This is a genomic window from Pseudoalteromonas aliena (genome assembly GCF_038155085.1).
In the GTDB taxonomy this organism is placed as follows: domain Bacteria; phylum Pseudomonadota; class Gammaproteobacteria; order Enterobacterales; family Alteromonadaceae; genus Pseudoalteromonas; species Pseudoalteromonas aliena_A.
The window spans coordinates 202224-215744 of record NZ_JBAKAU010000002.1 but is presented as its reverse complement, the minus strand read 5'-3'; the positions used below and the strand labels follow the sequence as shown (position 1 = coordinate 215744).

The window sequence follows — 13521 nt, the reverse complement described above, 5'->3', positions numbered from 1 at the left end:
AAGAGTGTTACAAACTGTAAAATCTTCAATTTCTATTAGCCATCACCATGATATAATTATACAAATGCCTTAAATTATCGCCGTCATGATAGCAACAATTACACAGCAAGATGCAGCGACCGAACTTGTCGCTAATTACTTAAGTACTATTAAAAATCAAGGTTTTAGCGGAGACACCGATGCAAGCTATGCAACGCGTTTAACTGCCTCTACCGATAACAGTATTTATCAGCAAATTCCGCAGGGTGTTATTTTTCCTAAAACCGAAAAAGACATTCAACTCGCTTTGCAAACCGCATCTCGCGACCCATTTTTGTCCCTTACTTTTGGCCCTCGCGGAGGTGGTACGGGTACTAACGGGCAGTCACTCACGCCCGGTATTGTTGTTGATTTATCACGTTATATGCGAGAAATTCTCGAAATTAACGTAGAAGAAGGTTGGGTAAGAGTACAAACAGGTGTAATAAAAGATCAATTAAACGACTTTTTAAAACCCTATGGTTTTTTCTTTTCACCCGACTTATCTACTAGTAATCGTGCAACTATTGGCGGAATGATCAGCACCGATGCATCAGGCCAAGGGTCACTAGTTTACGGTAAAACCAGTAATCATGTTTTAGGCTTAACCACCTATTTAGTTGATGGCACACCTATGGTTACCTCGCCAATCGACATACAAAAAGCAAAAGTTATCGCCGAGCAAGACTCACTTATCGGCAGCTTGTACAAAACAGTATTAGATATTTCTATCACGCAGCGCGATGCTATTTTAGAGAAATTCCCGCGTTTAAATCGCTTTTTAACCGGCTACGACCTAGAGCATGTGCTAAGTGATGACTTACAAACTTTTGATATGAGCAGGCTAATTACCGGATCAGAAGGCTCATTAGGTATAGTTACTGAGGCAAAATTAAACTTAACTCCCATAGCCGAGTTTAAAACACTCATAAATATTAAGTACGATAGTTTTGATTCTGCACTTCGTCATTCACCTTTTTTGGTAGATGCACGTGCAACCTCTGTTGAAACAGTCGACAGCAAAGTATTAAATTTAGCCCGGGAAGATATAATTTGGCATTCAGTATCGGACTTAATAACCGACGTACCGAATAAAGATATGCAAGGACTCAACATGGTTGAGTTTAATGCAGTATCACCCGACGACATAAAAGACAAAGTTAACACACTTTGTACATTATTAGATCAGTGCGTAGCAAATCAAACCAACGGTGTAATTGGCTATCAGTTAACCAACGATAAAAGCGATATTTTAAAAATTTACGCAATGCGTAAAAAGTCAGTTGGTTTGCTTGGTAATGTTAAAGGCAGCCAAAAGCCACTGGCCTTTGCCGAAGACACCGCAGTACCGCCAGAAAACCTAGCCGATTATATTGTAGAATTTAGAGCATTACTCGATAGCCATAATTTACAATATGGTATGTTTGGCCATGTTGATGCTGGCGTTTTACACGTACGCCCAGCACTTGATATGTGCGACCCAGATCAAGAAAAACTACTGCGCACAATTTCTGATGACGTTGTAAAACTCACTGCAAAATATGGCGGGTTAATGTGGGGCGAGCACGGTAAAGGTTATCGCAGCGAATATGGCCCAGAATTTTTTGGCGAACATTTATTTAATCAACTGCGCAAAATTAAAACGGCATTCGATCCTAATAACAGAATCAACCCAGGTAAAATATGTACACCTATTGAAAGTGAAGACTCACTTGTAAGTGTAGATAGTCAAAAACGTTCGCACTTTGATAAGCAAATATCTATCGATGTAAAAACCAGCTTTAATAACGCCATGACCTGTAATGGTAACGGAATATGCTTTAACTACGACGAAAATTCACCTATGTGTCCGTCGTATAAAGTAACCGGCGATCGTAGGCATTCACCAAAAGGGCGCGCAACATTAATGCGCGAATGGTTACGACTTCAAGAGTCTAAAAATGTAGATTTACTGGAAGTAGAAAAAGAACTTAATAAAGGTGAAGTGATTACCTGGTGGGAACGCTTTGTTCATAGCCGAGAAAAAAACAAAGGCGTTTACGACTTTTCTCACGAAGTAAAAGAATCAATGGATGAATGTTTAGCATGTAAAGCGTGTACAACTTCATGCCCAATAAAAGTAGATGTGCCAACATTTAGAGCGCGCTTTTTAAATTATTACCATAGTTATTACGCGCGTCCACTTAAAGATTATTTAGTTGGGAACATAGAAACCTCGGCTCCGCTTATGTCAAAATTTGCACGAATAATTAACCCCATTGTAAAAACCAATTTAGTAAGCGGGTTAATTAAAAAAACGGTTGGCTATGTCGATACACCACAATTAAGTATTCCATCACTTGATAAACGTGTAGCCAAAGCGCATAAATTTAATTTTGAATTATTAAATTCACTTTCAAGTGAAGAGCAAAATAATTATGTGCTAATTGTGCAAGACCCGTTTACCAGTTTTTACGAAGCTGAATTAGTACAAAGTTTTATAACGCTTATAACTGCACTGGGTAAAAAGCCTATGCTATTGCCCTTTAAACCAAATGGTAAAGCACAACACGTTAAAGGTTTTTTACACGAGTTTAAAGTAACAGCAAAAAATGCCGCCGAATTTTTAAATAAACTCAGTGATATAAATGCGCCACTGGTTGGTTTAGATGCATCGTTAGTTATGTGTTATCGCGATGAGTACAACACAATTTTAGAAAGTAATCGCGGTGATTTTCATGTACAACTTGCACATGAATGGCTACAAACTCAATCTTTCAAATCGTTAAGTGCAAAGCAAAAACAAGATACAGAATTTACACTACTTAGCCACTGTACAGAAACAACGGCTTTACCAAAAGCGGCAAGTGTTTGGAAAACTATTTTTACCGACATTGGTTTAACACTAAACACAACAAATACTGGGTGTTGTGGAATGGCAGGTACATACGGCCACGAAGCACAAAACCAAGAAAACTCACGAGCACTTTACGAAATGAGTTGGAAACCAATTGTAGACAAAAATAAGCCAGAGCAACTTTTATCTACCGGGTTTTCGTGTCGCAGCCAAATTAAACGCTTTGAACAATTTAAACCTAAGCACCCAATAGAGTTACTCGCACAGGTACTTAGCTAATAAAAGTTAAAAATAAAAAAGGCGTCACTTAAAAATAAGTTACGCCTTTTTTATTAATACCAATTCACGTAATTAAGTGATCAATTTTGCGGCTGAAAAAACGCCTCGATACTTCGGCAAATAATTCACTAATTTTTATAAAAGTTATTTAGATTGTTTAGCAAAACTATCTGCAATTGGCTTTGTACTAATACCGTGAATAAACACACTAAATAAAATAGTTGTCATAGCGATAGTTGCAATGTCATATTTATTTTCTATTTTTGTATCTATAACCATTAAAGTAAAAACAATCGATGCTAAACCGCGAGGTCCAAACCAAGCAAAAGTAAAACGCTCTTTTAGTGTGAGTGCAGTAAATTGCAGTGAAACCATTACAGGTAAAATTCTAATTATTGTTGTACTTAATAATGCATATATTACAATTTCACTGCTTAATTTAGGAATGACTAAGTAAGCGCAAACAAACCCAAACAAACACCAAATCATTAACGATGTAAAATCGGCAATGTGTTCTGAGTCTTCAATTAGCTCTTTTTTAATCTCAACTTTTGAAAATTGATCAAATAATAATCCTGAAACAAAAACAGCAATAAACCCGCTAGCGTGACAATATTGTGCAATCGAAAATACCCCCATTGCAAAGCCTAATAATAAAAATGGACTCGTGTTCTGCGCAAAATAATGTCGCTTCATAGCAAAATTTAACAGCGGTATGAAAATACCAGTAGCAGCAATAGCAATTAAAATAGCTAAACCTAATTCTCTACTAAAAACACCTAACGTTTGAGAAGCAGTTATTGCCGACTCAGGATTTTTTGCAAGCAACATAAAAATTAAAAAAACAGGAACACATAACCCATCATTTAAACCACTCTCTGTATTTATGCCTTCTCTGATTTTTTCGGGCACTTTGGTACTTGCTAGCAAACCTTTACTCAATGCAGCATCTGTAGGTGTTAAAATAATAGCGACTAACGAAGCTTGAATTAAAGATAAATCAGAGAATAAAAATAAAGCGCAACCTATACCAAATAATAATGTTAAGGGTAGGGCAACAAATAATAATAAACTAGGATATTGAAAACTGTGTTTTAAAACACCTAACTTTGATTTAGCCGCATCCGAAAATAAAAATATACTTAAAGTAAGTTCAATTAAAGGCAGTAAAAAATCAATTCCTGTTTTTAATTCCTGTCCTTCATTAGGCAGTAACCACGCAAGTAAGCCGCCACCAAGTACAAAAAACATAGGGCCTGTAATTTCTGTTCGCTCTAATTGCCTAATCGAAATTGAATAAATTAAAAATAATAAACCAATAAATGCTATTACTAAATACTCCATTAAATTTTCCTTTTAACGCCAGATTTTGCTCGCTCTTTAATATTTGTTTGAATGTAAATTTGATCGGTCGTTGCAATTTTAGAGTGTCCTAAATCTTCCGATAAATGTTTTAGTGGTCGTGTTTGTGCATCATGCGTGGCTCCCGTGTGGCGTAACCAATGTGCAGTTGCTGCTTCAAGTTGTTCTGCATCATCTTTAAAACCATCATCAAGTAAAGATCGTTGGGCCAAATCAAAACTTTGCTGCACTAAGCGTCTTATTTGCCTAACAGTCATTCCACCTTGGCCACGAATTTTATGAACTAATGGTTCTGATTCGTCAACGCGAGGTAGGGCGGGTAACCCTCTGTATAATCGGTAACGTTTTAAATATTCAACAAAATCATCACTTAATGTAACATCTCGCAGTTTATTACCCTTACCCATTATTCTTAAAAACCAAAAGCCGTCGTTATCTTGCCAAAAATGCGACATAACTGGTGACCACTGCGGGCGCTCTGACAATTCAGAAATTCGTAAATACAAACCTTTTAAGCATGCAAGGGTAAATAAGTTACGCTCAAGATCTGGTTTTTGTTCGCATAAATCGCGTGTTACACCAAATACATACTCCCATTGTATGTCACTTAATGTGTCTGGGATCTGAATTTGTGACTGAACCACCAAGTAGGGGCTATTTTTTTTAACTACAGGTACAAAGTTCGCGAAAGTACGTTCTTCTAAAATCGCAAATTTAAAAAACACATTTAATGCTGTAAACATAGCCGATAAAGTTTGTTGGCTTGCTATAGATTCTTTTTGCATGAAAGGGCGCCAATTTTGATTCAACCGGCGGATACCTTGCTCATCTTTATAGCGCCATTGCACAGAAGTTGATGTCCATTTTTTATCAGGCTCGACCATAAAATCCACATAGGCTTCGATATCTTCACGTTTTAAATCGAACACTGATTTTTCTGCAATTAACCAAGACCATAAATAAAAGCGTTCTAGCTCATTTCGAAAACGACTATATGTTGCTTCTGATTTTCGCCCGTAGACATATAAAAATTGGTATAAAAATTTAAGATCGGCCTTTGATTCAGTTACAGTCAAGCCAACTTGCTGTATAAAGAATGCAAGTTCTGGGTATTCTGATTTAAGAGTATCGTCATCAAGATGAGCAATTTGGTATCTTAATTGTTTTAACGTATCAACTAAAGCAACAAGCATAATGTGTAAATATTCAATAAAATAATAGACTTACAGCTTAACGTTTAAGTCCGATACTGTCTAGTATTGGACATAGTGAAAGTTTAATTATTTACACATTTTTACTGATTTAGTTTTGCTAGGTCTTATTAAGGAAAGTTTATGAAAAAGTTTATTATTTTAAGTGTAATTACATTAAGTGTTTTACTAACAGGTTGTGCTACAACGGGCAGTGCTTCACCAAGCGAAAAGCGCTCTTTAGTGCAAAGCATGAAATCAAATACGCTAGACAAATTATATGCACAAAAACCTGACGTTAAAACGCAAATTGCAAACTCTGCTGGCTATGCTGTATTTGATAACGCAAACGTAAATGTTGTTTTAGCCAGTTTTGGTGGTGGTTATGGTGTAGTAAAAAATAACCTAACCGGTAAATCAACTTACATGAATATGGGCGAAGCCGGTTTAGGCCTAGGTTTAGGTGTTAAAGACTTTAATGTTGTTATGGTTTTTCATAACCAAGCAGCAGTAAATAGATTTATTGAACACGGTTGGGCATTTGGCGGAAACGCAGATGCAGCAGCAAAATACGAAGATAAAGGCGGAGCATTGGTTGCGGAAGCTATTGCAGATCAAGTTACCGTATATTCTTTAACCGAAAATGGCCTTGCACTACAAGCTGTATTAAAAGGCACTAAATTTTGGGTAGATTCTGAACTAAATTAACCCCTAATTACTCTCCTAAAAGCGGGCTGGTTTGTATAATCACGCTCGCTTTATTATAAATAATCCAATTTAACATAACGTAATTTATGGGTTGTTTCATAAGTATTACACGTGTCAATTGTATTTTAAAAAAATAAAATGTTATTTTATATTTTACTTTTAAATCACTACTTATATTGTCACTAACTTTTTCATCAATATCTCTACTATGAAGACTATGAACACTAGGAGCTTTATATTCTTTCTCTCTCTGTTCAGCTGCTATAGCTGTTAAAGATAAAAAAATACAAATAATAATAGTCAATCGTTTCATTTGTTTTCCTTTTTATAAATAATTCTTCGTTTAAGTATTTACTTTAAACAGTTGTCAAACGCTTCAGCCAATTTTTCAGTTTCACTAAAAACGGTATTCCAATATTTAATGCGTGTGTCTGCATCGAGATCGGTAAAGTCGTTTCTGTCTGGAATCTTTCCGTAAGGTAAACCGGCTATAAATTCTTTTGATGGTGAGATCATCACCACGTTATCGTAATTTTGTGCTGCTACTTTACGTTTTAAATTTTTATCGAACCACCCTGCTTTTGGCTCTGAATTAAAATGCGGATATAAAATTAAGCCGGGATTATTAATTTTTAAATCAAAGTGGTAGTCAATTATTCCGCCATCGCGATACATGCCTTGTGGCGAACCTGCAATATTTTTTATGCCTTGCATAACAAGTGGTATTGAACCCGATGCGAGTAAGGCATCTTTTAAATTAGTTTGGCTAAGTGGTATGTTTTGTGTTTTAAAATTATAACTGTCGGTTATTGATAAATTGCTGTTTGGCGCGCCAAAAATAAATCGCTCGTACTGCGCGCCTAATAATTTTCGGTTAACGCGGTTGAGCATATAACTTTTTGATAAACCCAGTAGCTGTATTAATTTATTTTCGCTGGCAATAAAACCATTAGATTTAGCCACTATAAAATGCGCTTTAAACACGGGATTATTTATTATTTCGGTTACGCCGTTATCGCCAAAAACATCTTCGAGTAGTGCGCGCGCTTTTATTGTTATTTCAGCAGGTGTTGGTTTATTACTAGAATAGCGCGTTTGCGAATACGATTTTGCTAAACGCTCAATGGCAGCAACGGGGTCGTTTTGTGCAAAACAGGCTGAACGAAATGCGCCAGCAGATGATCCAATTAAGTTAAGTGGTTGGGTTCGGTTTTTAAAAAACTCACCAAAAATATATTTGTCTAACCCGAATAAGGTAAACCATTTTGGCCCGCCACTTGCCCCTAAAAAAGAGGTAAATAATTCCGGTTTAAAGCCCTGCTCGTTAATAATTTTTGCTGCTGTTTTCCCTGCATGAATGTCGATCATTAAATCAGTTTACCTTATTGTTTTTATATTTTTGTGCTATTTACAAAACCTAATTTTGAATAATTATGCAAAATTAAAAAGCGATTTTATGTTGCCATAAAACCGCTTTTTATCGTTAAAATTGCTTAAAATACGAGAATCAATCCCAAATGCCGCTTTCGCATTTACCCTGTACTTTTACGTCTTTTACTTTAAATTCAGGCTCTATGCCTTTTTCTCTTTGTGTATTGTAGTCGCGATTAACAGACAAAATCGTTGGCGTGAGCAATATAATAGCGATTACGTTAACCACTGTCATTAACCCTAATGCTATATCAGCTAAATCCCAGACTTCTTTTAATGACGCAGATGCGCCCCACAGCATCATTGATAAATAAAGTAATGTATAAATTGTGCGCCCTACTTTGTTATCGAGCTTAAATAAATGAAGGTTACTTTCTGCGTAGGCATAATTTGCTACTACCGAGGTAAATGCAAATATGGTAATTGCAGCTGCAACAAAGTACACGCCGCCTTGTGCTAAATGTGCGGTCATAGCGCTTTGTGTTAAACGTATGCCTTCCATTTCGCCGATTATATCAACATCGGCTAATAAAATAACAACGGCGGTACAACTACAAAGTACAATGGTGTCGAAAAACACGCCAAGCATTTGTATGTAGCCTTGTGTTACTGGGTGGTTAGGAATGGGGCTTGCGCTTGCTGCAGCATGTGGCACACTACCCGCACCAGCTTCGTTAGAATATAAACCGCGTTGAATACCATTTTTAATGGCTGCACCCATTGCACCTGCGCCTGCTTCTTGTAAACCAAAGGCTGATAAAAACACATCTTTAAGCATGGCAGGCACTTGCGGTAAATTCATAATCGTAATAATAACCGCCGCGGCTACAAATAATATACCCATTAGTGGCACTACTCGCTCAGCAAAGCAGGCAATGGCTTTAAAGCCACCTAATATAATTGAACCTGCTAATACGGTAATAACTAATCCAGAATAAAAGGTAGGTACTTGAAAAGCATAGTTAAGGGCGTCGGTTATGGTATTGGTTTGCATGGCACTAAAGGTAAAGCCATAACCTAAAAATAAACACGCGGCAAATACAATAGCAAAGGCACGGCTGCCCAAACCTTGTTGAATATAATAGGCGGGGCCGCCTCTAAATTCGCCACTACTATCGCGTACTTTATATACTTGGCCCAGTACGCTTTCGGCAAAACCTGTGGCCATGCCGAGTATTGCAATAACCCACATCCAAAAAATGGCACCACTACCACCAAGCGATATAGCAACGGCTACACCCGCTAAGTTACCCGTACCTACACGAGCACATAACCCAGTACATAGTGCCTGAAACGATGATATGTCGTCTTTTTTACACTTACTGCTGCCTTTTAACAGGCTAAACATGTGTTTAAATTTAAGTATTTGTATTGCTTTTAAACGTACCGAAAACCAAATACCAGCAAACAGTAGTATGTAAATGAGTATTTGGCCTTCTCCCCATAATAGGCCATTTACACTTTTGACGACGGTATCGAACATTACTAATCCCTTTTTATTTTATACTTTTACTTTATGTTAGCACCGACTTTAAACTCTGCATGTAGCGCTACTTAACTTAAAAAATCCGGCAGCTCATTATGCATTAAACATAATAGTGTTTAAGTTTGGCTTTACCCGATAGTGAAGTGTGTATTGATATTTAATAATTTGTGAGCAAGCACATTCAACATTGAATTTTATTTCTATAAATATGAATAATAAATCACACTTACACTTTATATTGATTAGTTAAAAAATCAATAATATCTTTTTAAGATTCAGTATTTTATTTTGCGCATAGGTGCGGGATACAATAGTTTTTATTTTGATGCAGTAAGGTTTATATGAGGCGTAATGAGGATTAAGAATGGCAAAAAAATAGCGCATAAAGTTATGCGCTTTTTTTGTAATTATATTTAATTAGTTATAGCTATATTGTGTAGGTGCACTGTAATGGTTGTTGCTGTTAATCTGTAAATTTTGCATTGCTAAGTATGAGCGACCGGCATCTAAGCCTAATTTATGATCAAAGCGTAAATCGTTATTTGAACTGCCTAATAATTTACTGTGCAGCTTTTCGTCTGCAAAAATTTGTATAATCTCTACATCACTTGGTGGGTTAGCAATAAAGTTAAGCTCATCTAAATACGCTTCCTCATGCTGAATTAAGTAGTCGAGTGTTTTAGGGCAGTAACCAGATGCACATGCAAACGTTCTTAATTTTTGCACCCATGCAGATTGCGCCTGAAAGTGTGCGTCTACCGTTCTTATAACGACAATTTTACGTGCACCACGGTTATATGCTTCGCGTACAGGTAATGGTGCAGCTAAACCGCCGTCGAGGTAAAAGTCTTCTTCGCTTTGCTCTGCCGCTAAGTGTGCTTCGTTTGCCGCTTTTGTATCTAACCAAGGTGTTAGTTTAACGCCTTGTTTGTATAAAAACGGTAATGCGCTTGATGCTTTTAACAGATCGCGCCATTGTTTGCCTTCACCGGTAGGTGATAAGTAATAGGCTTTTCTGTCGCGTGCGTTAGTAGCGGTTATTAAAAGCTCACGATCGCCTAAACTGGTTTTAGCTGTTTTAAAGTCGAGTACTCTGTTTACCTCTGTGGTTTTATCAAAGTACCAGTCTAAATCTACTATGTGCTTACCCATTAAGCCGCGACCTAGTTGAAAAAAACGTTTATTGCGCGAAAGCCCTCTAATTAAGCGCTTAGCGTAACCTTTTTGGCGAGCTAAATAGCTAGTTAAATTTTGCGAGCCAGCAGAGGTGCCAATAAATAAGTCAAATGGGTCGTAGTTTTGCTCTAACCACGCATCAAGTACACCAGCTGTGAATATCCCTCGTTGCCCGCCACCTTCAGCAATCAGAGCAACTTTTGGCTGCGCTGGTTTAGTAACTGAATTAGCTGATGGGGTGTTTAGAGAATTCACGGTATACCTGCCTTTAATTTAATGATGTTTTTTGTTTATACGGTCATTATAAAAAATTAATGTGATATCTTAAAATTGATTGTTTAAATCAGTTTGATTGAAAAAACAGAACGGTATTAAATGCAAAAGTTGCCGCTAAAAATTGGCACAACACTTCACGCTAACTGTTTAAAAACCGAAAACAACTTAATACAGACACCACTAAAAGTTAATAAATAGGTGTAAAACAACTAACTTTTGATGATGCCTGTATACTAACAAGCCTTGGGTGTACGCTTGCTTAACTAAAGGACCAATTAATGTTTTATTTCCATTAAAATCTCTAGTGCACGGTGGCGCTTTTCACTATCGTATACGTCGTTTGTAAATATAAACTCATCCACTTCAAGCTCTTTAGCTATCATCTCTAGCTTGTGTTTTATACTTACGTGCCCGCCTACCACGCTTAAGCTTAAAAAGTTTTCTACATGGGCGCGCTCTTGTTCACTCCATAAACCTTCCATGGTATCTACCGGTGGCTTTAACCACAGCTCTTTACCACGTATTAGTTCAAGTACCCGTTGCTTTGAGGTGGTAGATAGGTATTGCGCTTCTTCGTCAGTTTCTGCTGCCACCAGCGGTAAAGCAAGCATTACATAGGGTTTATCGAGTACGTTTGAGGCTTTAAATTCACGTTTATACAGTGCTATTGCATCATGTACAAAACGCGGTGCAAAGTGCCCTGCAAATACATAAGGCAGTCCTTTTTGCGCGGCCAACTGAGCGCTAAATAAACTTGAGCCTAATAACCAAAGTGGTACGTTTGTATCCTCCCCCGGAATAGCACGTACTGAGTGAGTACCATTGTATGGCCCTAATAATGTTTGTAGCTCTGTTACTTCACCAGGAAAGTTTTCAGCTCGGCTCATATCGTTATTAAGTGCACGGCTGGTAACAGGGTCACTACCGGGTGCACGGCCAAGGCCTAAATCTATTCGCCCGGGGTATAAGCTTTCAAGCGTACCAAATTGCTCAGCCACAACTAATGGTGAATGGTTTGGTAGCATTATTCCGCCAGAGCCAACACGTATACGCTGAGTTTTACCTGCAATATGCCCTACTAATATTGAAGTAGCAGCACAAATTATACCGGGCATATTATGGTGCTCGGCCAGCCAGAAGCGGTTAAAGCCTAACTGGTCGGCGCGCTGGGCGTATTTGGTAGTTTTATTGAGCGTATGAGAAACGCTTTCCCCTTTGATCATGGGGGCAAGCTCTAATAACGAAAAAGGAATGGAAGATAACAAAATAGCAGCTCCTAAAAATGCATACTAATAATGGGTTCATTATCAGCATAAAACACTTAAGTGGGACTGCTATTAAATCAATTCAAGTTAAGGGTAAGCATAAAAGCAAAATAAGTATATGTTATTTTGCTCTAAGGTATTCAAGCAAGTTCAGCATTTTGTTGGCGCTGCTTTTTATAACCTTCGGAATCAACGCCTTTTTTCCAATAACCTGATGACACTATATTACAACGCGGTATATTAAAGTCCTCACTAAACACGGCTTTAGTTTTACGTACTAAACCTGCCTCTAGCGCCATAAACACAATAGGTGGCTGCTCTGTTAGCTCAATAGTTTTAATTGCATTAAGCATTGTTTTATCGGCGTTATTGGTAATTATCCAATTAATGTAGCGTGTGGTGTCTAAATCAATAATGTCTTGCTCTGTTGGGGCATGTATAAACGCATCAATTTTTGAAAATACAGGGAGCGCTTTTACATAGCCTTTAATAGCGTTTACCGATGTTAAATCGCCAAGTAATACATAATGTGAATGCTGGTAGTTATCGAGCTTTTTAGGGCCTGGGCCTGCTATACCTAGCTCATCTCCTACTTGTGCAGTTTTAGCCCAATTAGTTGCTGGGCCTTGGTGCATATTAATTACAAAATCGAGTGTTAGTGCGCCGCTTTGCTCATTTACATGCTGTATTGTGTATGAGCGCATGCATGCCGTTTTTAAATTAAAATCGGCAACGCCATTTTGTGGAATAAGCACTTTTACATAATTACCAATGTGCGCACAGGTTATATCTGCAAAATCGTCTGAGCCTACAACAATGCGCTGTAAGTGCGGTGTAATTTGCTCTGTGCTTAATACTTTGGCTTTGCGAACTTGTTTACCCATTTAAAATCACCTCGTGTAACAAAATAGTTAACTGCTTTTTACAGCAAGCATTGCACAACGCCCCATTGGTTGATAAAATCAACTATAGCAAACTAATTGACATTGTCAACCATATTGAGAATCCTATGAACACGCCTTTATCAAATACCTTGTTTGAGCTCATGCAAAGTTACCGTGTAACAATCCGCGAGGCCATTAACGCAGGAGAGCTTGGCATTAACGCTATGCACGTACGCTGTATACATATAATTGCAGGTACAAGTAACTGCACAGCTAACGATATAGTTACTAAAACACAGCGCGATAAAGCACAAATAGCACGGTTAGTTAAAGATCTTATTGCGTTAAACCTTATTAATAAGCAAGCAAGCGAGCACGACAAACGTTGTTTTATTTTGTCGCTCACTGAGCAAGGCAATACATTGTTTGATAAGTTATTAGCGTCTGAGCAGCAAATAAATGATCAAATGTGCAAAAATTTAAACCCTCAGCAAATCAAAGACTTTTTAAATACAGCACAACAAATGATCAAAAACATGGATTGATCGTCTTTCATTTCTTGGCATAACTCATACAAAACGCATATACTGTACACTTATACAGTATATGC

At 37.5% G+C, this 13521-nt stretch carries 11 protein-coding genes; 3 read left to right on the top strand and 8 right to left on the bottom strand.

Going from position 1 to position 13521, the window contains the following annotated elements:
• Positions 1-85: 85 nt before the first annotated feature.
• Complete coding sequence (gene ydiJ / locus V6260_RS03760; protein ID WP_341592743.1) at positions 86-3133, top strand: D-2-hydroxyglutarate dehydrogenase YdiJ; 3048 nt, start codon at positions 86-88, stop codon at positions 3131-3133.
• A gap of 144 nt (positions 3134-3277) precedes the next feature.
• On the opposite strand, the gene V6260_RS03755 is transcribed toward ydiJ, so the two are convergent.
• Together V6260_RS03755 and V6260_RS03750 are read right to left on the bottom strand one after the other, a co-directional pair.
• The gene (locus V6260_RS03755; protein WP_341592742.1) at positions 3278-4477 is read right to left on the bottom strand and encodes a cation:proton antiporter; all 1200 of its coding nucleotides are present in this window, start codon (positions 4475-4477) and stop codon (positions 3278-3280) included.
• Complete coding sequence (locus tag V6260_RS03750) at positions 4477-5688, bottom strand: tyrosine-type recombinase/integrase (protein WP_341592741.1); 1212 nt, start codon at positions 5686-5688, stop codon at positions 4477-4479. The genes V6260_RS03755 and V6260_RS03750 overlap by 1 nt, the downstream gene beginning before the upstream one ends.
• Positions 5689-5829: 141 nt before the next feature.
• On the opposite strand from V6260_RS03750, the gene V6260_RS03745 reads away from it, so the two are divergent.
• Positions 5830-6393, top strand: coding sequence for a YSC84-related protein (locus tag V6260_RS03745; RefSeq protein ID WP_341592740.1), 564 nt, complete (start codon positions 5830-5832; stop codon positions 6391-6393).
• A 7-nt stretch (positions 6394-6400) separates the two neighbouring features.
• Here the strand turns inward: V6260_RS03745 and V6260_RS03740 are convergent, their stop codons facing one another.
• The 6 genes from V6260_RS03740 to V6260_RS03715 form a co-directional block, all read right to left on the bottom strand.
• Positions 6401-6706 carry a hypothetical protein gene (locus tag V6260_RS03740; protein ID WP_341592739.1) on the bottom strand — a complete coding sequence of 102 codons (306 nt, stop codon included), beginning with the start codon at positions 6704-6706 and terminating at the stop codon, positions 6401-6403.
• A gap of 38 nt (positions 6707-6744) precedes the next feature.
• Positions 6745-7761: a patatin-like phospholipase family protein gene (locus V6260_RS03735; protein WP_341592738.1), complete on the bottom strand. Its 1017-nt coding sequence runs from the start codon at positions 7759-7761 to the stop codon at positions 6745-6747.
• Positions 7762-7900: 139 nt separating this feature from the next.
• Positions 7901-9307 (bottom strand): alanine/glycine:cation symporter family protein, encoded by a 1407-nt coding sequence (locus V6260_RS03730; RefSeq protein ID WP_341592737.1) that lies wholly within the window; start codon positions 9305-9307, stop codon positions 7901-7903.
• 420 nt (positions 9308-9727) lie between these two features.
• Complete coding sequence (locus V6260_RS03725) at positions 9728-10741, bottom strand: patatin family protein (protein WP_341592736.1); 1014 nt, start codon at positions 10739-10741, stop codon at positions 9728-9730.
• A 296-nt stretch (positions 10742-11037) separates the two neighbouring features.
• A complete protein-coding gene (locus tag V6260_RS03720) occupies positions 11038-12027 on the bottom strand; it encodes an LLM class flavin-dependent oxidoreductase (RefSeq protein ID WP_341592735.1) in 990 nt (329 codons plus the stop codon).
• A 140-nt stretch (positions 12028-12167) separates the two neighbouring features.
• Positions 12168-12911, bottom strand: coding sequence for a siderophore-interacting protein (locus V6260_RS03715; RefSeq protein WP_341592734.1), 744 nt, complete (start codon positions 12909-12911; stop codon positions 12168-12170).
• A 125-nt stretch (positions 12912-13036) separates the two neighbouring features.
• Here V6260_RS03715 and V6260_RS03710 point away from each other — a divergent pair, with 125 nt between their 5' ends.
• Positions 13037-13456, top strand: a complete 420-nt coding sequence (locus V6260_RS03710) for a MarR family winged helix-turn-helix transcriptional regulator (RefSeq protein ID WP_341592733.1) — start codon at positions 13037-13039, stop codon at positions 13454-13456.
• The last annotated feature ends 65 nt before the right edge of the window (positions 13457-13521 follow it).

Coding starts and splice junctions, on each gene's coding strand:
- ydiJ (WP_341592743.1), top strand. CDS start 86: ATGATAGCAACAATTACACAGCAAGATGCAGCGACCGAACTTGTCGCT.
- V6260_RS03755 (WP_341592742.1), bottom strand. CDS start 4,477: ATGGAGTATTTAGTAATAGCATTTATTGGTTTATTATTTTTAATTTAT.
- V6260_RS03750 (WP_341592741.1), bottom strand. CDS start 5,688: ATGCTTGTTGCTTTAGTTGATACGTTAAAACAATTAAGATACCAAATT.
- V6260_RS03745 (WP_341592740.1), top strand. CDS start 5,830: ATGAAAAAGTTTATTATTTTAAGTGTAATTACATTAAGTGTTTTACTA.
- V6260_RS03740 (WP_341592739.1), bottom strand. CDS start 6,706: ATGAAACGATTGACTATTATTATTTGTATTTTTTTATCTTTAACAGCT.
- V6260_RS03735 (WP_341592738.1), bottom strand. CDS start 7,761: ATGATCGACATTCATGCAGGGAAAACAGCAGCAAAAATTATTAACGAG.
- V6260_RS03730 (WP_341592737.1), bottom strand. CDS start 9,307: ATGTTCGATACCGTCGTCAAAAGTGTAAATGGCCTATTATGGGGAGAA.
- V6260_RS03715 (WP_341592734.1), bottom strand. CDS start 12,911: ATGGGTAAACAAGTTCGCAAAGCCAAAGTATTAAGCACAGAGCAAATT.
- V6260_RS03710 (WP_341592733.1), top strand. CDS start 13,037: ATGAACACGCCTTTATCAAATACCTTGTTTGAGCTCATGCAAAGTTAC.